The following is a 19031-nucleotide window of genomic DNA, read 5'->3' as shown; positions in this document are numbered from 1 at the left end:
CTGAAGAGGGTCTTGCGCGCCACCGGTTCGGGCCCATAGTCTGTAGGGCTGGCCGAGGAGTGAGTTCCGACCGGCCTCGAGGGTTCGAGACGACGACGCAGGAGGACACCATGCAGACAGACACCGACGCCCGCACGAACGCGGTCTCCGGCTCTGCTCGCCCGGCGTACCTCCGCTTCGGATTCGCCGGGTAGACCGCCCGCCTTCTCGCGCAGGCTCCGACCTGCTCCGCGGTTTCACGCGCTCTCGCGATCCGCGGCACTCCCACTCCCACCACCTTTCGCCGATCCGGCCCGATACCGGGTGTTCGGCGCTCCCATCCGATTGGAACCGGCTGTGTCCGTAACCCTGCAAACGCCGACCGCACCCGACGCGCCCGAACCCGCGTCGCAGCCTCCTCGACTGGGCACGGTCCGCGCGCTCTGGCGACTTCGCGAGTACGCGGGGCCCGCGATGCCGGCCTTCGCCGGCAGCATGGCGGCTGCGCTCCTCGCCCAACTCATCGCGCTCACGATCCCGCAGGTGCTGCAGCAGATCGTCGACGGGCCGCTGGCGAACCGGGAGGCCGACGCGGTCATCCCGCTCGCCGTGCTCGTCTTCGTGCTCGGTGCCGTGGAGGCGATCCTCTTCGCGATCCGCCGGTGGCTCGTCGTCGGCCCGGGCACCAAGGTCGAGGCGCGCATGCGCAACGCCCTCTACGCGAAGCTGCAGGACCTGCCGGTCAGCTTCCACGACCGCTGGCCGAGCGGCCAGCTGCTCTCGCGCGCGGTCAGCGACCTCGGGCTGATCCGTCGGTGGCTGTCGTTCGGCCTCGTGCTGACCGGCGCGAACGTCGTGATCATCGTGGTCGGCGTCGGCCTCCTGATGTCGATGAACTGGTTCCTCGGGCTCATCTTCTTCGTCTGCTCGCTGCCGTTGTGGTGGGCGGGCTGGCGCTTCGAGGGGCGCTACTCCGAGATGTCGCGGCTCAGCCAGGACCAGGCCGGCGACCTCGCGACCGCCGTCGAGGAGTCGGTGCACGGCATCCGCGTGCTGAAGGCCTTCGGCCGGGGCAAGCACGCCCTCTCGACCTTCCGTGCGCAGGCCGAATCGCTGCGCAGCACCGAGATCGAGAAGGCGCGCCTCGACGCGAACATCTGGGTGTGGATCATGGTCGTGCCCGCGATCGCACTGTCGATCTGCCTCGTGGTGGGCGTCTGGCTCGCCTCGCAGGGGCAGCTCTCGGTCGGTGAGCTCGTCGCATTCTTCGCGACCGCGACCGTGCTCGCGTGGCCCATCGAGTCGATCGGCTTCATGCTCGCGTTCGCCCTCGACGCGCGCACGGCGACCGACCGGTTCTTCGACATCCTCGACAGCGAGAACACGATCGTCGACCCGGCCGAACCGCGCACGCTCGAGCGTCCGCGGGGCGAGCTCGCGTTCAGCGACGTGCACTTCCGCTACCAGGACTCGCCGGCGCGGTTCGGGGATCTCCTCGACGGCGTCGACCTCGTGCTGGAGCCGGGGGAGACGATGGCGCTCGTCGGCCTCACCGGGTGCGGCAAGACCACGATGACGGCCCTCACGACGCGGCTCTACGACGTCACGGCGGGCTCGGTCACGCTCGACGGCGTCGACGTGCGCGCCTTCAGCCGAGAGGAGCTGCGCACCCACATCGCCATGGCGTTCGAGGATGCCACGCTCTTCAGCGCCTCGGTCAGGGACAACGTGCTGCTCGGGCGCCCCGAGCTCGCCGGCGACGAGCCGTCCGTGCGCGCCGAGGCCGATCGTGTGCTCGAAGAGGCCCTGCGCATCGCGCAGGCGGGCTTCGCCTACGACCTGCCCGACGGGCTCGACACGAAGGTCGGTGAAGAGGGGATGAGCCTCTCGGGCGGCCAGCGGCAGCGACTCGCACTCGCGCGCGCCGTCGCGGCCAAGCCGGCCGTGCTCGTGCTCGACGACCCGCTCTCGGCCCTCGACGTCGCGACCGAGGCGAGGGTGGAGGCCGAGCTCCGCGCGGTGCTCGCCTCGACCACCGCGCTCATCGTCGCCCATCGGCCCTCGACGGTCATGCTCGCCGACCGGGTCGCACTGCTCGAGAACGGCCGGGTCACGGCCGTGGGCACGCACTCCGAGCTCCTGCGGGAGAGCGAGCACTACCGCTTCGTCATCACGAGCCTCGAAGTCGAGGAGCGCAGGAGCACCGGCGTCGATGCCATCGACGTCGAGACCACTATCCGAGAGGAGGCGGCATCATGAGCGTCACCGGTGTGCAGGGCGAAGAACGCCAGGACTACTCGAAGGCGGAGTCCGCTCAGATCCGAGCCCGCTCGCGGCGGCTCCTCGGGTCGCTCCTCGCCCCGCAGAAGGCGAGGCTCTGGCTGACCGCGGTCGCGATCGTCATCTCGTCGGCCGCCCAGGTCGCGGGCCCCGCGCTCATCGGGTATGGCATCGACCAGGGCATCCCGGCGCTCATGCAGCAGGACTGGTTCCCGGTCGCGTTCGCGGGCATCGCGTACCTGCTGACCGGGCTCGCGGGCGCGTTCCTCATCTCGGTGTACATCCGGCAGTCGGCGCGTATCAGCCAGGCGGTGCTCATCGACCTGCGCACCCGGGTGTTCCTGCACACGCAGAAGCTCTCACTCGAGTTCCACGAGTCCTACACCTCGGGGCGCATCATCTCGCGGCAGACGAGCGACCTCGATGCGATCCGCGAGCTCATGGACGAGGGGCTCACGCTCCTCGTGCGCGGCCTCATGTACATGGTGTTCACCGGCGTCATGCTCGTGATCGTCGACGCTCCGTCGGCGCTCGTGCTGCTCGTCGCGCTGATCCCGCTCGGCATCCTCACCCGGTGGTTCCAGGTGCGCTCGCAGCAGCGGTTCCGACGATCGCGCGTGGCGTCGGCGAAGCTCATCGTGCAGTTCGTCGAGACCATGACGGGCATCCGCGCGGTGCAGGCGTTCCGCAAGCAGCGGCGCAACGAGGACGAGTTCGGCGGGCTCGTCGAGGACTACCGCGATGTGAACGCGAAGGTGCTCGGCCTCTTCGCGGTCTACAACCCGGCGCTCGCCCTCATCGGCAACACCGCGGTGGCGGTCACGCTCGTGCTGGGCGGCTTCCGAGTCGTCGACGGCGCGCTCGGCGTGGGTGTGCTGCTGTCGGTCGTGCTCTACACGAAGCGGTTCTTCGACCCGATGGAGGACATGGCGATGTTCTACAACGGGTACCAGTCGGCCTCGTCGGCGCTCGAGAAGATCTCGGGCGTGCTCGAGGAGGAGCCGAGCGTGCCCGACCCGGTGAAGCCCGTCGACCTGTGGAACGCAGAGGGTCACGTGCGTTTCGACGGCGTCGAGTTCGCCTACACGGCGGACCGGGTCATCCTGCCGCGCTTCGAGCTCGACATCCCGGCCGGGCAGACGATCGCCCTCGTCGGGTCGACCGGCGCAGGCAAGTCGACGCTCGCCAAGCTCATCGCGCGCTTCTACGACCCGAGCGACGGCAGGGTCTCGCTCGACGGCGTCTCCCTCGCCGACCTGCACCCGAAGGACCTGCGGCGTGCGATCGTCATGGTCACCCAGGAGGCCTACCTCTTCTCGGGCTCCGTGGCCGACAACATCGCACTCGGCAAGCCCGGCGCCTCGTCCGACGAGATCGTGCGGGCGGCGATGGCAGTGGGTGCGCACGAGTTCATCGAGGGCCTGCCCAACGGGTACGACACCGACGTGAACAAGCGCGGCGGACGGGTGAGCGCCGGCCAGCGCCAGCTCATCTCGTTCGCGCGCGCGTTCCTCGCGGACCCCGCGGTGCTGATCCTCGACGAGGCGACGTCATCGCTCGACATCCCGAGCGAGCGTCTCGTGCAGGAGGGGCTGACGAAGCTCCTCGCCGACCGCACCGCGGTGATCATCGCGCACCGCCTGTCGACGGTCGCGATCGCCGATCGGGTGCTCGTGATGGAGCACGGACGGATCGTCGAAGACGGCGCGCCGGCCGATCTCATCGCCGGCACCGGCCACTTCGCGGCGATGCACGCGGCCTGGCGGGACTCCCTGGTCTGATCAGGCGGGCTCGCGAGCGAGCGGATGCCCCGCGCCGACCTCTCGGCGCGGGGCAGCCGAATCATCCAGCTTGACGGTTCGGCGACCGACTCGCATCGGGGCACCCCCTGAACTGGGCGCGCGGCACCGGCCGCGCACACGATACGCTCACGACAGGCGGGGTGCACCGTACGGTGAGGCCTGCCCACTGAAAGGAGGAGCCATGGAGACGCAGACCCGTCCCCTGCGTGTCGCGATCGCCGACGACGCGCTCCTCCTGCGCGAGGGCATCGCGAAGGTGCTCGTCGACGGCGGGATCGAGGTCGTCGCCTCGGTCGGCACCGGGGCGGAACTGCTCGAGGTCGCGGCCCGCGGCGGACTCGATGCGGCCGTGCTCGACATCCGCATGCCCCCGAGCCACCGTGACGAGGGCATCGTCGCCCTCGAGGAGATGCGTGCGCAGGGCTCCACGATCGGCGTGCTGCTGCTGTCGATGTACGCGACGCCCGAGTACGCCCTGCGCGTCATGGGCGCGGGCAGCGGCACCGGCTACCTGCTGAAGGAGCGCGTCTCCGAACCGCAGACCCTCGTGCGCGCGGTCGAGACCGTCGCTTCGGGCGGTTCGGTCGTCGACCCCGAGGTGGTCGAGCAGCTCGTGCAGCGCACGCGCGCCGACGATCCGCTCTCCCGCCTGACCGAGCGCGAGCGATCGGTGCTCGAACTCATGGCGCAGGGCTACTCGAACGGCGGCATCGCGCAGACGCTCTTCCTCGGCCTGAAGACGGTCGAGACGCACGTGCGGTCGATCCTCCAGAAGCTCGACCTCGAGGAGTCGCCCGAGCACCACCGGCGGGTGCTCGCGGTACTGACGCTCCTCGGCGCGAGGTGATGGCCCCCGGCCGCAAAGGCCGGATCATCAAGCGCACGATCGTCATCGCGCTCGTCGTCGCTGCGAGCCTCACGATGGAGATCACGGGATTCCTCGCGACCCCTGAAGAGCTGCGGCGCGAGGTGTCGTGGACCACGCTGCATGCGATCGTGCCGCTCGTGTTCGCGGCGTGCGCGGGCGTAGCCTGGGCGATCGGCCCCTCGCGGCTGCCGGCGCGGCTCATGGTGGCGTTCCCGCTCGTCTGGATCCCGCTCTCGTTCCTGCGCGTCATCGAGCACGTCGCCTGGCTCTGGCCCTTCGTCTACGGCGTGCACCTGTGGTGGGCGGTGCTCACCGGCATCCTCGTGCTCGTCTACCCCCGCGGCTGGCTGGCCGACGGCGTCGACCGCTGGATCGCCGGCATCGCCCTCGTCACCTCGGTCGGCTACCTGATCGGCGTGCTGCTGCTCGGACAGCCCTCGCCCGAGGTCTGCGACTGCACCGCCAACCCGTACCTCGTGGCGGACGCGCCGGGGGTGTTCGCCGTGATCGACGTGGGCTACCGACTCATCGGCGTCCTCCTCGCGATCGTCATCGCCGTGCGGCTGCTCGTGCGCTGGGTCCGTGGCAGCGTGCCCGCCCGCACAGTGGCCTTCCTCATGCCGATCGCCCTCATCGCGTGGGTGATCACGCTCGCGACCCAGGCGGCCGCCTACGCCTCCGGCGGAGCAGACCTCGTGCTCGACACCGTCTCGCTGGTAGCGATCGCATCCATCCCCGTGAGCTTCGTCGCCGGCATCTCCCATGCCCGCAACATGCGCGCCCGCGTCGCCGACCTCATGCGCATCACCCGCGAGGGCGCCGATCGCGGTCTCTGGGCCGAATCGCTCGCCCGCACCCTGCGCGACGCCTCCGTGCGCGTCTACTGGTGGGACGAGGAGCGGGCCAGGTACGCGGATGCCTCGGGGGAGCCGCTGGACGCCGGTCCCGCCGCCCGCCGCGGCGACCACGGCCTGCTGCCCGTCTCCTCGCCGACCGGCATGCCCATCGCCGTCATCCGCCACGACCGCGTGCTCACCGACAACATGCGCCTGCTCGACGGCGTGTCGAGCGCACTCCGGCTCTCGGTCGACAACGGTCGGCTGCGGTCGGAGATCGAACGCACCCTCGAACAGGTGCGCCAGTCGCGCAGCCGCATCGTCGAAGCGGGCGACGAGGGCAGACGCCGCATCGAGCGGGATCTGCACGACGGAGCGCAGCAGCACCTCGTCTCGCTCGGCATGCGCCTGCGCCTCGCGGCGAACCAGGCGCGAGACCGCGGGGTCGAGCCGCTCGGGGTCGAACTCGACGGCACGATCATGATGCTGAACCAGGCGCTCAAGGAGCTTCGGGAGCTCGCGCACGGCATCCACCCGTCGCTGCTGTCGTCGGGCGGGCTGGCGCTCGCCGTGCCCGAACTCGCCGGCCGGTGCCCCGTGCCGGTCGAGATCGAGGTGCAGCCCGAGGGCCGACTGCCCGAGGTCGTCGAGTCGACCGCCTACTTCGTGGTCTCCGAGGCGCTCGCGAACCTCGCCAAGCACGCGCAGGCGACCCGCGGGTGGGTGCGCGCCGTGCTCGTCGACAGCGAGCTCGAGCTCGTGGTGCGCGACAACGGGGTCGGCGGGGCATCCGCCACCGGCAGCGGCATGCTGGGCATCGCCGACCGCGTCGACGCGGTGGGCGGTCGGTTCCGCATCGACAGTCCGCTGGGCGCAGGCACGACGATCACGGTTCGCATCCCGCTCGGCCGGGTGGGCTGAGGAACGATCCGCTGCGGCTCAGGCCCGCCAGCGGCAGGCCGCGAGGTCGATGCGGTAGCCGTCGTCATCGGCCGAGGGGCGCAGCGGCGTGCCCTCGGCGAGATAGTGCTGCCGAGCTCGCTCGGCGTGCCCGGCAGGGGGACGCCCGCCCGCGCGGACGACCCGCCACCACGCCACCTCAGCGCCGGAACGGGCCATCACCTGGCCCACGGCGCGCGCGCCGCGAGAGCCGAGCAGGGCCGCCACGTCGCCGTACGTCGCGACCTGCCCGGGTGGGATGTCGGCGACGACCACGAGCACCGCCTCGACGAACCCTTCGGCAGGCTCAGGACGGCGGCCCTCGGCGTGCTGCTGCGGCATCCGCGCTGCCCGATCGCTCGCGCGCAAGTCAGAGTTCGAGCGCGCCGATGACGTCGCCGTACGCGGTCTCGCCGATGTCGGTGAAGCCGATGCGGTGGAAGAACGCCTCGGGGCCTTCCTCGCCCGGCTCCCACAGCACGGTGATGCGGTCGAAGCCGCGGCGCTTGGCCTCTTCGGCGAGGGCGGTCGCGAGGAACCGGCCGACGCCCTTGCCCTGCACCTCGGCGTCGACGTTGATGCGCCAGATGCAGGCCCGGAACTCCTCGTGGTCGTTCTCGGGGTCGAAGTTGCCGTGGATGAAGCCGACGACACGGTCCTCGAGGAGTGCGACGCGCTGCCACGCGGTGGCGGGGTTCACGACCGATGACTCGGCGGAGTACGTGACCGGGGCGATGAACTGCTCCTGGCCGGGCTTGAGCGACAGCGAGTTCGCCGCAACGATGTTCGATGCCGACAGGTCTTCCAGTCTCAGCTCAGCCATGCGCCAAGGCTAACGCGTGAGAGCGTCGAGTCGGTAGCCGAGCCGGCACATGGTCATCCGGATCGGGCGGATGCCGCGGCATCCGCCCGTCTCGGAATCGGGCCGGAACTCTCTCGAAGTCGAGACAGTCTCGCCGACGCGGTAAGCTGGCAGACGGCGTGTCCGTCCGCCCCGCATGCTTCCCGTTTCCCCCAGTAGATCCAAGGAGAGACCCTCTTGTCCAAGATCAAGGTTGAAGGCACCGTCGTCGAACTCGACGGCGACGAGATGACGCGCATCATCTGGCAGGCCATCAAAGACACGCTCATCCACCCGTACCTCGACGTGAACCTCGAGTACTACGACCTCTCGATCCAGAAGCGCGACGAGACCGACGACCAGATCACGATCGACGCGGCCCACGCCATCCAGAAGCACGGCGTCGGCGTCAAGTGCGCGACGATCACGCCCGACGAGGCGCGCGTCGAGGAGTTCGGCCTGAAGAAGATGTGGAAGTCGCCGAACGGCACGATCCGCAACATCCTCGGCGGCGTCATCTTCCGCGAGCCGATCATCATCTCGAACATCCCGCGTCTCGTGCCGGGCTGGAACAAGCCGATCATCATCGGCCGCCACGCCTTCGGCGACCAGTACCGCGCCACCGACTTCCTCTTCAAGGGCGAGGGCACGCTCTCGGTCTCGTTCACCCCGAAGGACGGCGGCGAGCCGCAGCAGTTCGAGGTCTACCAGTCCCCGGGCGACGGCATCGCGCAGGTGCAGTACAACCTCGACGCCTCGATCCGAGACTTCGCCCGCGCCTCGCTGAACTACGGCCTCTCGCGCAACTACCCGGTGTACCTCTCCACGAAGAACACGATCCTCAAGGCGTACGACGGCCGCTTCAAGGACATCTTCCAGGAGATCTTCGACACCGAGTTCAAGGCGCAGTTCGACGCCGCCGGCCTCACCTACGAGCACCGCCTCATCGACGACATGGTCGCCTCGGCCATGAAGTGGGAGGGCGGCTACGTCTGGGCCTGCAAGAACTACGACGGCGACGTGCAGTCCGACACCGTCGCGCAGGGCTTCGGTTCGCTCGGCCTCATGACCTCGGTGCTCGCCACTCCCGACGGCAAGGTCGTCGAGGCCGAGGCGGCGCACGGCACCGTGACCCGTCACTACCGCCAGCACCAGGCCGGCAAGCCGACCTCGACGAACCCGATCGCCTCGATCTTCGCCTGGACGCGCGGCCTCGCGCACCGTGGCAAGCTCGACGGCAACCAGGAGCTCATCGACTTCGCAGCGACCCTCGAAGACGTCGTCATCACGACCGTCGAGTCGGGCGCCATGACGAAGGACCTCGCGCTCCTCGTCGGCCCCGAGCAGGGCTACCAGACCACCGAGGAGTTCCTCGCGACGCTGGCCGACAACCTGAAGGCGCGCATCGCCGCGTAGTCGAGATGCCTCGCGACGGGGGCCGGATGCCACTGGCGTCCGGCCCCCGTCCGCGTTTCCGCGTCCGGGGGCGCGAGCGGCTTCGGGCGGGCCTGGCGCGGCCGTCCACGAACGGATGCCGCCGAGGGGAGGATGGAGTCATGGCACGCCTCCTGAAGCTCGCCCGCAGGTACTGGGTCGTCACCCTCACGCTCGGCATCGGCCTCCTCGGCATCGTGCTGGCGCTCACGGGCGCGGGCGCCGCCGTGCAGTGGGTCTTCAGCGTCTACGCGCTCGGGGTGGCGGCCTGGCAGGCCGTCGGCATGGTGCGCGACATCCTGCGCGGGCACTGGGGCCTCGACATCCTCGCCGTGACCGCGATCGTCGCGACGGTGCTCGTCGGCGAGTACGTCGCCGCGCTCCTCGTCGTGCTCATGCTCACGGGCGGGGCTGCGCTCGAGGACTACGCCAACCGCCGCGCCAAGCGGGAGCTCGACGCGCTCCTGACGCGATCACCGCAGCACGCGCACCGCATGGAGGGCGACGCGATCGTCGACGTGCTCGCGGGCGACGTGCGGGTCGGCGACGTGCTGCTCGTGCGGCCGAGCGAGATCGTGCCGGTCGACGCGACGCTGCGTTCGCACGAGGCGAGCTTCGACGAGTCCTCGATCACGGGCGAGTCGGTGCCGGTCGAGAAGCACGAGGGCGAGCTCGTGCTGAGCGGCTCGGTCAACGGCCAGTCAGCGGTCGAGGTCGTCGCCGCGGCATCCGCCGCCGACAGCCAGTACCAGCAGATCGTGGCCCTCGTGGCCGCGGCGGCCGAGTCGAAGGCCCCGGTCGTGCGACTGGCCGATCGCTACGCCGTGCCGTTCACCGTCTTCTCGCTCCTGCTCGCCGGGGTGGCGTGGTGGGTGTCGGGCGACCCCGTGCGCTTCGCCGAGGTGCTCGTGCTGGCCACCCCGTGCCCGCTGCTCATCGCGGCCCCGGTGGCGTTCATCGGCGGCATGAGCCGCGGTGCGAGGAACGGGGTGATCGTGAAGGGCGGGGGAGTGCTCGAACAGCTCGCCGCCGCGAAGACCGCCGTGTTCGACAAGACCGGCACACTCACCTACGGCTCGCCGACGCTCGTCGCGATCCGCCCGGAGCCCGGGTTCGGCGACGACGAACTGCTCGGCGCGGTGGCCTCGGCCGAGCAGTACTCCTCGCACGTGCTCGCGACCTCGATGATCCAGGCGGCGAAGGATCGCGGCCTTCCGCTCGTCGAGGCCGAGTGGGCGCGGGAGGCGGCGACGAACGGCGTGACCGCGAAGGTCGGCGGCCGCGAGGTCGTCGTCGGCAAGTTCGCGTTCGTGCGCGAGCACGCACCCGAGGCGGAGCGCACCGCGATTGCGCCGGGCGAACTCGCGGTCTACGTCGCCGTCGACGGTCGCTTCGCGGGTGCACTCCTCGCGAGGGACCGGGTGCGCGGCAATGCGAAGCAGACGCTCGCCCGGCTGGGCGAACTCGGCGTGCACGAGACGATGATGCTCACCGGCGATGCGAAGGCGACGGCCGACCACATCGCCGCAGAGCTCGGCATCACCAGGGTGCGCGCCGACTGCCTCCCGGCCGACAAGGTGTCGGAGGTCGCCGCGATCGCCGAGCGGCCCGTCATCATGGTCGGCGACGGCGTGAACGATGCCCCCGTGCTCGCGGCCGCCGACGTCGGCATTGCGATGGGGGCGAAGGGAGCGACGGCGGCGAGCGAGTCGGCGTCGGCCGTCATCCTCGTCGACGACATCTCGCGCACGGCGAAGGCGGTCGAGATCGGCCGCGACACGGTGCGCATCGCGCTGCAGAGCATCTGGCTCGGCATCATCGTCAGCGTCGTGCTCATGCTCATCGCCGCGTTCGGCGTGATCCCGGCGACGATCGGCGCGCTGCTGCAGGAGGTCGTCGACCTCGTGACGATCTTCGCCGCGCTCCGTGCGATCGGCGGTCGCCTCGACGCGAAGTCGGCGTCAGCGGCCGAATCGGTGCGCGCTCACGAACGCGCCGCCGCCGGCTGACCCGGCGAACGCGGCGCCGTGGGCGCGGCGCGGGGCCGAGGCATCCGTCGGTGCGGGCGACCGCTGATCACAACTCGATAACACCCGGAAGAAGTCCACGTGAACACTTGCGCGGAGTTTGTTCGTAAGGTTTACTAACAAACGTGACTTCAACGGATGCGCGACGAGGCCCGGTCACCACGGAGCCGATTCCCCCCACCTCCCCGGTGGCGGCGGAGCTGCTCGCCGCATCCACCACCGGCACCGCCATCTTCGGCCGCTCCCGCGCCCTCCGCCCCACGGGCAAGGTCCTGCCCGAGCACGCCCGCACCCACAACCGGGCGCTCGTGCTGCAGACGCTCTACAGCGCCGGTCCGCAGAGCAGGGCGGATGTCGCGCGCGAGACGGGGCTGACCAGGGTCACGATCTCCGACCTCGTCGCCGACCTCATGGCCGAGGGGCTCGTCATCGAACTCGGGCAGCGCGAAGACGCACGCCCGGGCAAGCCCGCCACGCTCATCGACGTCGACCGAGCCGCGTTCCACATCATCGGCGTCGACCTCTCCGAGCACGAGGTCTTCCGCGGCGCCGTCGTCGGCCTCGACGGCCAGATCATCGACCGCGACGAGGTCGCCCGCGACGGCGCCACCGGCGAGGCCGCGGTGCTGCTCGCGGAGGTGCTCGTCGAACGACTGCTCGCCCGCACCTCGACGCCCGTGCTCGGCATCGGCATCGGCTCGCCCGGTGTCGTCGACCCGCGCGGCGTCGTGCGCTCCGCGCCGAACCTCGGCTGGAGCGACGTCGCCCTGCAGGACCGCGTCGCCGCCCGCTTCGCGCTGCCCGTGCACGTCGGCAACGACGCGAACGTCGGCGTGCTCGCCGAGCACGGCTCCTCCGACCACGACGACCTGCTGCTCGTGAAGATCGGGCACGGTGTCGGCGCCGGCCTCATCATCTGCGGTCGACCGGTCATCGGCAGCGGCTTCGCGGCAGGCGAGATCGGCCACGTCGTCGTCGGCACCGACGGCGGCCCCCGCTGCGCATGCGGCAAGGACGGATGCCTCGAGACCTGGCTCGCCGAGCCGCGGCTCACGGCCCGGCTCGCCGCGGTCGACGGCCAGGGCGACGCCGCGGCATCCGCTCGCGATGACATCCTCCGCGAGGCGGGCCGACGTCTCGGCATCGTGCTCGCACCCGTGGTCGGCGCGCTGAACCTCTCCGAGGTCGTGCTGAGCGGCCCGGCCCAACTGCTTGACGGCCCTCTGCACGAGGCCGCCGTCGACACGCTCCGGAAGCGGACGATGGCGGAGTTCAACCGTGATCTGAGGCTCCGGATGTCCGAGCAGGCGGAGGACATCGTCCTCCGCGGCGCGGCCGTCATGGTCCTTTCCGGACAGCTCGGGGTCACCTAGCAGACCCGCCCACCCGGACGCGTTCACCCGAACCGATTCCGGCGCACCACACCCCCACCCAAGAGAAGGAAACCGCAATGAAGAGGAAGTACGCTGTCGCGGCGATCGCAACCGCCGCCGCTCTCGTTCTCGCCGGTTGCAGCGCGACCGGCGAGCCCGCCGATGACGGGTCTGCAGACGGCCAGGACATCACGCTCTGGCTGATGGGCGGCGACACGCCCGACGAGCTGCGCGACTACCTGAAGTCCGAGTACGCGGACGCCACCGGTGGCACGCTGACGATCGAGGAGCAGGGCTGGGGCGACGCCGTCGCGAAGCTCACGACCGCGCTTCCCGACGCCGCGAACACCCCCGACGTCACCGAGATCGGCAACACCTGGTCGCCGACGTTCACGAACGCGGGCGCCTTCACCGACCTGTCCGACATGTACGACGAGCTCGGCGGCGACAAGCTGCTGAAGTCGTTCGTCGAGGTCGGCGAGGTCGACGGCGCGCAGTACGCGCTGCCGTACTACTTCGGCTCGCGCTACAACTTCTACCGCAAGGACATCTGGGACGCCGCGGGCAAGACGGTTCCGACCACGCTCGGAGAGTTCGGCGAGACCGTCAAGTCGCTTCGCACCGACGCCCAGTCCGGCTTCTACGTCGGCGGCTCCGACTGGCGCAACGGCATCTCGTGGATCTTCGCCAACGGCGGCGAGCTCGCGGTGAAGGACGGCGACGAGTGGGTCGGCGCACTGTCGTCCGACGAGTCGGTCGCCGGTCTCGAGCAGTTCCAGGACCTCTTCACGGGTGCCTCGAACGCGCCCGTCACTGAGTTCGACAGCACCCCGTGGGTGAACATCAACAACAACGACGCCACGGGCGTGCCCGAGGCCGCCACGATCATCGCTCCCGGATGGGCGCACTGGTCGATCGGCGACATCACTCCCGACCCCAAGGACTCGACCAAGACGGTCGCGACCTGGAACGACGACGTGTTCGGCACCTTCGTGCTCCCCGGAGTCGACGGCGGCGTCGCCCCGGTCTTCGCCGGCGGATCCAACATCGCCGTTTCGGCGGCCAGCAAGAACCAGGCCGGCGCCAAGGAGCTCATGAAGATCATCTTCTCCGAGGAGTACCAGACCCTGCTCGGCGAGAACGGCCTCGGTCCGGCCAACCTCGACTACGCGTCGAGCCTCGGTGACGACCAGTTCGCCAAGGCACTCATCGAGTCGGCCGCCGGCTCGAAGCTGACCCCCGCCGCACCCGGCTGGGCAGCCGTCGAAGGCGCGGGCATCCTCGAGGAGTTCTTCGGCAAGGTCTCGGGTGGCGGCGACGTCGCCGAGCTCGCGGCCGAGTACGACGAGAAGCTGAACGAGCTGCTCAACTAGCACGGAGCGGATGCCCCGGCATCCGCCACCTGCACCGAAGCGGGGCCGCGGGCGAGACTTCTCCCGCGGCCCCGCCCATGAAAACCCGTGACACCAGCATCACTCGAAAGGAGGATGAGACCGTGACAGAGACCATCACCCGTGATGTCGCCGCGACTGAACCGGCGAAACCTCGCACCCCCGCGGGCCGGCGCCGCTTCCTCTCAGTGCCGCACCTGCTCCTCATCCCCGCCATCCTCATCCTCCTCGTCGGCATGGGCTACCCGCTCGTGTGGCAGGTCATCACCTCGATGCAGGAATTCGGCATCAAGCAGCAGTTCGGGCAGCCGGCGGACTTCGTCGGCCTCCAGAACTACATCGACCTGGCCACCGACCCCACGATGTGGCAGGTCGTCGGTCGCTCGCTGGCGTTCTGCTTCATCACCGCCACCATGACGCTCGTCGTCGGTCTCCTGCTCGCCGTGCTCATGACCGCGGTCGGCCGCACCGCGCGGTTGACCCTGCAGATCTCGTTGCTGCTCGCCTGGGCCATGCCCGTCGTCGCCGCGATGACCGTCTGGATCTGGCTCTTCGACCGTCGCCGCGGCGTCGTGAACTACCTGCTCGACATGATCCCGGGTGTGGACATGAACCGCTTCTCGTGGCTGTCGAACCCGCTCACCTTCTTCATCGTCGCGAGCATCATCGTGATCTGGATGTCGGTTCCGTTCGTCGCGTTCTCGGTGTACGCCGGCCTCACCCAGGTCTCCGACGAGGTCCTCGAGGCCGCCCAGCTCGACGGGGCGAACGGCGCCAAGCGCCTGCGCTACATCATCATGCCGATGATCCGGCCGGTCATCATGATCGTGCTGCTCCTCCAGCTCATCTGGGATCTCCGGGTCTTCACGCAGATCACCATGCTGCAGGACGCCGGTTCGAAGGCCTCCGAGTTCGACCTGCTCGGCACCTACATCTACAAGCTCGGAGCCGGATCCCAGGACTTCGGCATGGCGTCGGCGGTCTCCATCTTCGTGCTCGCGTTGACTCTGGCGATCAGCTGGTTCTACGTGCGCGCCCTGCTCAAGGAGGACGAACAGTCATGACCACCTCCGTCACGATCCCGACCGGCGGGGAGCTCGGGGCCACGGCATCCGCAGTGCCCGTCGCCAGCGTCCGCACCCGCACACGCTGGAGCCAGCGCGTCCGCCCGCGCCGCATCCTGCTCACGGTGCTGGCCTTCGCGGTCTCGCTGGCCTGGGTGTTCCCCGTCTACTGGATGATGAACTCCTCGCTGCTCTCGAACCGCACCCTGCAGTCGTTCATCCCGACGTTCCTGCCGTTCGGGGGCTCGTTCGCGAACTACGAGAACGTGCTCGAAGACGGCTCGTTCTTCACCGCGCTCGGCATCAGCCTGTCGGTCACCCTCATCGCCGTCTTCTTCTGCCTGCTGTTCGCGTTCCTCGCGGCCGTGGCGATCAGCCGCTTCCGGTTCAAGGGCCGCAAGGCGTTCGTGCTCGCGGTGCTCATCGTCCAGATGCTCCCGGCCGAGGGCCTGTTCATCGCGCAGTACAAGATGGTCTCGAGCGTCGGCCTGCTCAATTCCGTGATCGGCGTCAGCATCATCTACACGGCGGCGGTCGTGCCGTTCACGGTGTGGATGCTGCGCGGCTTCGTCGCGGGCATCCCCGCCGACCTCGAGGAGGCGGCGATGGTCGACGGCCTCAGCCGCACGCAGGCCTTCATGCGGATCACGTTCCCGCTGCTGGCTCCCGGGCTCGTTGCATCCGGCGTCTTCGCGTTCCTGCAGGCGTGGAACGAGTTCACCGTCGCGCTCGTGCTGCTGCCGGCCGAGCAGATGCACACGCTGCCGCTGTGGCTGCGGGGATTCATCCAGGCGAGCGCCACGCGCGAGACCGACTGGGGCCAGGTGATGGCCGCATCGACCCTCGTCGCGGTGCCCGTGATCGTGTTCTTCCTCATCGTGCAGGGCCGCATGACCAGCGGACTCGTGAGCGGAGCGGTCAAGGGATGACCGTCGCGAACCCGACCGGCGAGGATGCCTCCCTCCGCCGGGACATCCTCACGACGCTGCTGCCCGGCTTCGACGGGCCGCGCGCTCCGCAGTGGGTGCTCGAACTGCTCCGCGGCGGGCTCGGCGGCGTCTGCCTCTTCGGCCCGAACGTCGAGACGCCCGAGCAGCTGCGAGCCCTGAACGCCGCGCTTCGCGAGGCGAACCCGCTCGCCGTGATCGCCATCGACGAGGAGGGCGGCGACGTCACCCGGCTCTTCTACGACCGCGGTGCGCCGTTCCCGGGCAACGCCGTGCTCGGTCGCATCGACGACCTCGAACTGACGGCTCGCGTGGCCAGGGCGGTCGGTGAAGCGCTCGTCGCGACCGGATGCACCGTGACCTTCGCCCCCGATGTCGACGTCAACGCGAACCCCGACAACCCGGTCATCGGCATCCGCAGCTTCGGTGCCGACCCCGAGCTCGTGGCGCGGCACTCGGCCGCGTGGACGATGGCGTTGCAGTCGACGGGCGTCGCGGCCAGCGCGAAGCACTTCCCGGGTCACGGCGACACGGCGACGGACTCGCACCTCGCCCTGCCGGTCGTCGACGTGCCGCTCGAGACGCTCCGCGAGCGCGAGCTCGTGCCGTTCCGGGCCGCGATCGCCGCCGGCAGCCGCACGATCATGACCTCCCACATCCTGATTCCGGAGCTCGACCCCCGGAACCCTGCCACCCTCTCCCCGCAGATCCTCAATGGCCTGCTCCGCGGGGAGCTGGGGTTCGACGGCGTCATCGTCACCGACGCCCTCGACATGAAGGGGGCGAGCGGCGTGCACGGCATACCCGAAGCTGCGGTGCGCGCCCTCGTCGCCGGATGCGACCTGCTCTGCATCGGCAGCGACAACTCCGCCGAGGAGATGGCGGAGATCGTCGCGGCGGTCGAGGCCGCGATCGCGGGCGGCCGGCTTCCGGCCGGGCGCGTGCGCGAGGCTGCCGCGCGAGTGCGTGCGCTGGCGGCGGAGTCTGTCCCGGTTCCCGCGGGTCCTGCGCTGCCGGCCTCCATCGAACCGAAGCACGACCACGACGAGATCGCGCGCATCATCGGTGCGTTCGAGATCGCGGATGCCGCGCGTGCGCGCCTCGCCGGAGCCCCCCGGGTCGGCACGGTCGTGCGCATCGACACCGTCGCGAACATCGCGGTCGGCGTGGCCCCGTGGGGCCCGTTCGCCGCGGAGGACGTCGCGGAGCATCCCTCGTGGCTGGGCGACGCCGACGCGGTCTCCGTCTCGGAGGAGCAGGGCCTCGCCGACCCGGCCGGGCTCGTGGGCATCGTGATCGTGGTGGGCAAGGATCTCCACCGGCATCCGTTCGCGCGCGCCGCGATCGACGCGCTGCGCGCTGTGCGCGACGATGTCGTGACGATCGACATGGGCTGGCCGTCGCACGATCGCGCCTACGCCGACGTCTCGACCTTCGGGGCATCCCGTCTCCTCGGCGAAGCGGTCATCGAGTTCGTCGACGACGCGCTCACGGCCGCGGTGGCCGCACCGTGAGGCTCGGCATCGACATCGGCGGCACCAAGACGGCCGCGGTGGCGATCGGTGCCGATGGAGAGCTGAGCGACCAGATCCGGATGCCGACGGGGTTCGGCGCCGAGGCCGTCGTGGCGACGGCGCTCCGCACGGTCGAGCGGATGACCGAACTCGCCGGCGGCACGTCGTCGTTCACCTCGATCGGCATCGGCATCCCCGGTGCCGTCGACAGTGCGACCGGACGCGTCGAGCACGCCGTGAACCTCGGGCTCGAGGGGCTCGACCTCGGGCCGCGCCTCGCCGATCGCCTCGGCGTCGATGTCCGCGTCGAGAACGACGTGAAGGCGGCCGCGGTCGGCGCCCATCACCTGCTCGGCATCGCCGACGGCATCCGGGCGACGTCGATGGCGTACCTGAACCTCGGCACGGGCCTCGCGGCCGGCGTGGTGCTCGACGGGCGACTGCTGCGAGGCGGCCATGGCGTCGCGGGCGAGATCGGCCACATCCCGATCGATCCGGCGCGGGTGCTGTGCGGGTGCGGGCAGCGCGGATGCCTCGAGACTGTCGCTTCTGGTCTCGCGATCGCCCGGACGTGGCCGTCGAACTCGGAGCATCCGGCACGTGAACTCTTCGATGCCGCGGAAGCCGGCGACGCGCGCGCGATCGCGGTGCGCGAGCAGTTCCTCGCGGGCGTCGCAGCGGCGGTCCGCCTGCTCGTGCTGACCGTCGACGTCGACGCGGTGGTGATCGGCGGCGGGCTCGCCGCCCTCGGTGGCCCGCTCCTCGTCGGCACACGCCGTATCCTGAATCGGTGGGCGGCCGAGTCGGCCTTCCTCGCATCGATCGACCTCGCGAATCGCGTGCAGGTCATCCCACCCGGATTCCCAGCGGCCGCCGTCGGAGCCGCCCTCGTAGGAGAAGACCCATGGCTGAAGTCGTCATCGTAGAGAACGAAGACGCTGCAGGCGCACTCGTGGCCGACACGATCGTCTCGCTCATCCGTTCGAAGCCCGATGTCGTGCTCGGCCTCGCGACCGGCTCGACGCCGCTGGCGAGCTACCGTGCGCTCGCGCGTCGCATCGCCGACGACGCGATCGACGTGCGGGGCGTGCGCGGATTCGCGCTCGACGAGTACGTGGGGCTGCCGCCCGGCCACCCCGAGAGCTACCGGGCGGTCATCTCGCGCGAGGTCGTCGAACCACTCGGCCTGACCCCAGAGCTCGTGCGCGTGCCGAACGGCGACCCAGCGTCGATCGAGCACGCCGGTGCCGACTACGAGGCGGCGATCACGGCCGCCGGCGGCGTCGACCTGCAGATCCTCGGAATCGGGCGCACCGGCCACATCGGCTTCAACGAGCCGGGCTCGTCGCTCGCCTCGCACACCAGGGTCAAGACCCTCACCGAGGCGACCCGCCTCGACAACGCCCGCTTCTTCGACGCGCCCGACGACGTGCCCATGCACTGCATCACGCAGGGCATCGGCACGATCCTGCGCGCCCGTCACCTCGTACTGCTCGCGTTCGGCGCGGCGAAGGCCCACGCCGTCGCGGCCGCCGTCGAGGGGCCCGTCTCGGCGAGCCAGCCGGGCTCGGCGATCCAGTTGCACCCGCACACCACGGTCATCGTCGACGAGGCGGCAGCTGCGGAGCTCGAGAACCTCGACTACTACCGGCACGCGTGGGCGAACAAGCCCGCCTGGCAGGGCATCTGAGCGAAACGTCGCCGATGGGGCGAGCGGATGCCGCTGCATCCGGTCG

15 protein-coding genes are annotated in these 19031 nt (G+C 70.2%); 13 read left to right on the top strand and 2 right to left on the bottom strand.

What is annotated here, in order from left to right; all coding sequences use genetic code 11:
• The first annotated feature begins 453 nt into the window (after nt 1–453).
• The 4 genes from ASE14_RS06985 to ASE14_RS06970 all read left to right on the top strand — a co-directional run bounded on the left by ASE14_RS06985 (nt 454) and on the right by ASE14_RS06970 (nt 6686).
• Entirely contained in the window at nt 454–2238 is a 1785-nt protein-coding gene (locus ASE14_RS06985) for an ABC transporter ATP-binding protein (protein ID WP_082600284.1), read from the top strand.
• Nucleotides 2235–4040 carry an ABC transporter ATP-binding protein gene (locus ASE14_RS06980; protein ID WP_056652759.1) on the top strand — a complete coding sequence of 602 codons (1806 nt, stop codon included), beginning with the start codon at nt 2235–2237 and terminating at the stop codon, nt 4038–4040. The genes ASE14_RS06985 and ASE14_RS06980 overlap by 4 nt, the downstream gene beginning before the upstream one ends.
• A gap of 202 nt (nt 4041–4242) precedes the next feature.
• The gene (locus ASE14_RS06975; protein ID WP_056652755.1) at nt 4243–4908 is read left to right on the top strand and encodes a response regulator transcription factor; all 666 of its coding nucleotides are present in this window, start codon (nt 4243–4245) and stop codon (nt 4906–4908) included.
• A complete protein-coding gene (locus ASE14_RS06970) occupies nt 4908–6686 on the top strand; it encodes a sensor histidine kinase (protein WP_056652753.1) in 1779 nt (592 codons plus the stop codon). Before ASE14_RS06975 ends, ASE14_RS06970 begins: the two co-directional genes overlap by 1 nt.
• 18 nt (nt 6687–6704) lie before the next feature.
• Here ASE14_RS06970 and ASE14_RS06965 read toward each other — a convergent pair whose 3' ends face one another.
• The gene (locus tag ASE14_RS06965; protein WP_056652750.1) at nt 6705–7046 is read right to left on the bottom strand and encodes an MGMT family protein; all 342 of its coding nucleotides are present in this window, start codon (nt 7044–7046) and stop codon (nt 6705–6707) included.
• A gap of 28 nt (nt 7047–7074) precedes the next feature.
• Complete coding sequence (locus tag ASE14_RS06960) at nt 7075–7527, bottom strand: GNAT family N-acetyltransferase (protein WP_056652747.1); 453 nt, start codon at nt 7525–7527, stop codon at nt 7075–7077.
• 216 nt (nt 7528–7743) lie between these two features.
• Here ASE14_RS06960 and ASE14_RS06955 point away from each other — a divergent pair, with 216 nt between their 5' ends.
• The 9 genes from ASE14_RS06955 to ASE14_RS06915 all read left to right on the top strand — a co-directional run bounded on the left by ASE14_RS06955 (nt 7744) and on the right by ASE14_RS06915 (nt 18985).
• Nucleotides 7744–8961 carry an NADP-dependent isocitrate dehydrogenase gene (locus tag ASE14_RS06955; RefSeq protein ID WP_056652744.1) on the top strand — a complete coding sequence of 406 codons (1218 nt, stop codon included), beginning with the start codon at nt 7744–7746 and terminating at the stop codon, nt 8959–8961.
• Between the two features lie 140 nt (nt 8962–9101).
• Nucleotides 9102–10988, top strand: a complete 1887-nt coding sequence (locus tag ASE14_RS06950; protein WP_056652741.1) for a heavy metal translocating P-type ATPase — start codon at nt 9102–9104, stop codon at nt 10986–10988.
• A 218-nt stretch (nt 10989–11206) separates the two neighbouring features.
• A complete protein-coding gene (locus ASE14_RS06945; protein WP_200953339.1) occupies nt 11207–12379 on the top strand; it encodes an ROK family transcriptional regulator in 1173 nt (390 codons plus the stop codon).
• Nucleotides 12380–12456: 77 nt separating this feature from the next.
• On the top strand, nt 12457–13752 hold the full coding sequence (locus ASE14_RS06940) for an extracellular solute-binding protein (protein WP_056652738.1): 1296 nt from the start codon (nt 12457–12459) through the stop codon (nt 13750–13752).
• Nucleotides 13753–13874: 122 nt separating this feature from the next.
• Nucleotides 13875–14834: a carbohydrate ABC transporter permease gene (locus ASE14_RS06935; protein WP_235511135.1), complete on the top strand. Its 960-nt coding sequence runs from the start codon at nt 13875–13877 to the stop codon at nt 14832–14834.
• On the top strand, nt 14831–15763 hold the full coding sequence (locus tag ASE14_RS06930; RefSeq protein ID WP_056652732.1) for a carbohydrate ABC transporter permease: 933 nt from the start codon (nt 14831–14833) through the stop codon (nt 15761–15763). Before ASE14_RS06935 ends, ASE14_RS06930 begins: the two co-directional genes overlap by 4 nt.
• On the top strand, nt 15760–17295 hold the full coding sequence (locus ASE14_RS06925) for a glycoside hydrolase family 3 protein (protein WP_056652729.1): 1536 nt from the start codon (nt 15760–15762) through the stop codon (nt 17293–17295). Before ASE14_RS06930 ends, ASE14_RS06925 begins: the two co-directional genes overlap by 4 nt.
• The gene (locus tag ASE14_RS06920) at nt 17292–18221 is read left to right on the top strand and encodes an ROK family protein (RefSeq protein ID WP_056652727.1); all 930 of its coding nucleotides are present in this window, start codon (nt 17292–17294) and stop codon (nt 18219–18221) included. The genes ASE14_RS06925 and ASE14_RS06920 overlap by 4 nt, the downstream gene beginning before the upstream one ends.
• A complete protein-coding gene (locus ASE14_RS06915) occupies nt 18200–18985 on the top strand; it encodes a glucosamine-6-phosphate deaminase (RefSeq protein ID WP_056652724.1) in 786 nt (261 codons plus the stop codon). The genes ASE14_RS06920 and ASE14_RS06915 overlap by 22 nt, the downstream gene beginning before the upstream one ends.
• Nucleotides 18986–19031: the final 46 nt, after the last annotated feature.

Origin of the sequence: Agromyces sp. Root81, assembly GCF_001429165.1 — a bacterium.
Taxonomy (GTDB): domain Bacteria; phylum Actinomycetota; class Actinomycetes; order Actinomycetales; family Microbacteriaceae; genus Agromyces.
The sequence above is the reverse complement of the archived record's forward strand: the minus strand, read 5'-3'. Positions and strand labels throughout refer to the sequence as shown.

What these genes read in the sequence shown, in the direction of transcription:
- ASE14_RS06985 (WP_082600284.1), top strand. Translation starts at nt 454, where the DNA reads ATGCCGGCCTTCGCCGGCAGCATGGCGGCTGCGCTCCTCGCCCAACTC.
- ASE14_RS06980 (WP_056652759.1), top strand. Translation starts at nt 2,235, where the DNA reads ATGAGCGTCACCGGTGTGCAGGGCGAAGAACGCCAGGACTACTCGAAG.
- ASE14_RS06975 (WP_056652755.1), top strand. Translation starts at nt 4,243, where the DNA reads ATGGAGACGCAGACCCGTCCCCTGCGTGTCGCGATCGCCGACGACGCG.
- ASE14_RS06970 (WP_056652753.1), top strand. Translation starts at nt 4,908, where the DNA reads ATGGCCCCCGGCCGCAAAGGCCGGATCATCAAGCGCACGATCGTCATC.
- ASE14_RS06965 (WP_056652750.1), bottom strand. Translation starts at nt 7,046, where the DNA reads ATGCCGCAGCAGCACGCCGAGGGCCGCCGTCCTGAGCCTGCCGAAGGG.
- ASE14_RS06960 (WP_056652747.1), bottom strand. Translation starts at nt 7,527, where the DNA reads ATGGCTGAGCTGAGACTGGAAGACCTGTCGGCATCGAACATCGTTGCG.
- ASE14_RS06950 (WP_056652741.1), top strand. Translation starts at nt 9,102, where the DNA reads ATGGCACGCCTCCTGAAGCTCGCCCGCAGGTACTGGGTCGTCACCCTC.
- ASE14_RS06940 (WP_056652738.1), top strand. Translation starts at nt 12,457, where the DNA reads ATGAAGAGGAAGTACGCTGTCGCGGCGATCGCAACCGCCGCCGCTCTC.
- ASE14_RS06930 (WP_056652732.1), top strand. Translation starts at nt 14,831, where the DNA reads ATGACCACCTCCGTCACGATCCCGACCGGCGGGGAGCTCGGGGCCACG.
- ASE14_RS06925 (WP_056652729.1), top strand. Translation starts at nt 15,760, where the DNA reads ATGACCGTCGCGAACCCGACCGGCGAGGATGCCTCCCTCCGCCGGGAC.
- ASE14_RS06915 (WP_056652724.1), top strand. Translation starts at nt 18,200, where the DNA reads ATGGCTGAAGTCGTCATCGTAGAGAACGAAGACGCTGCAGGCGCACTC.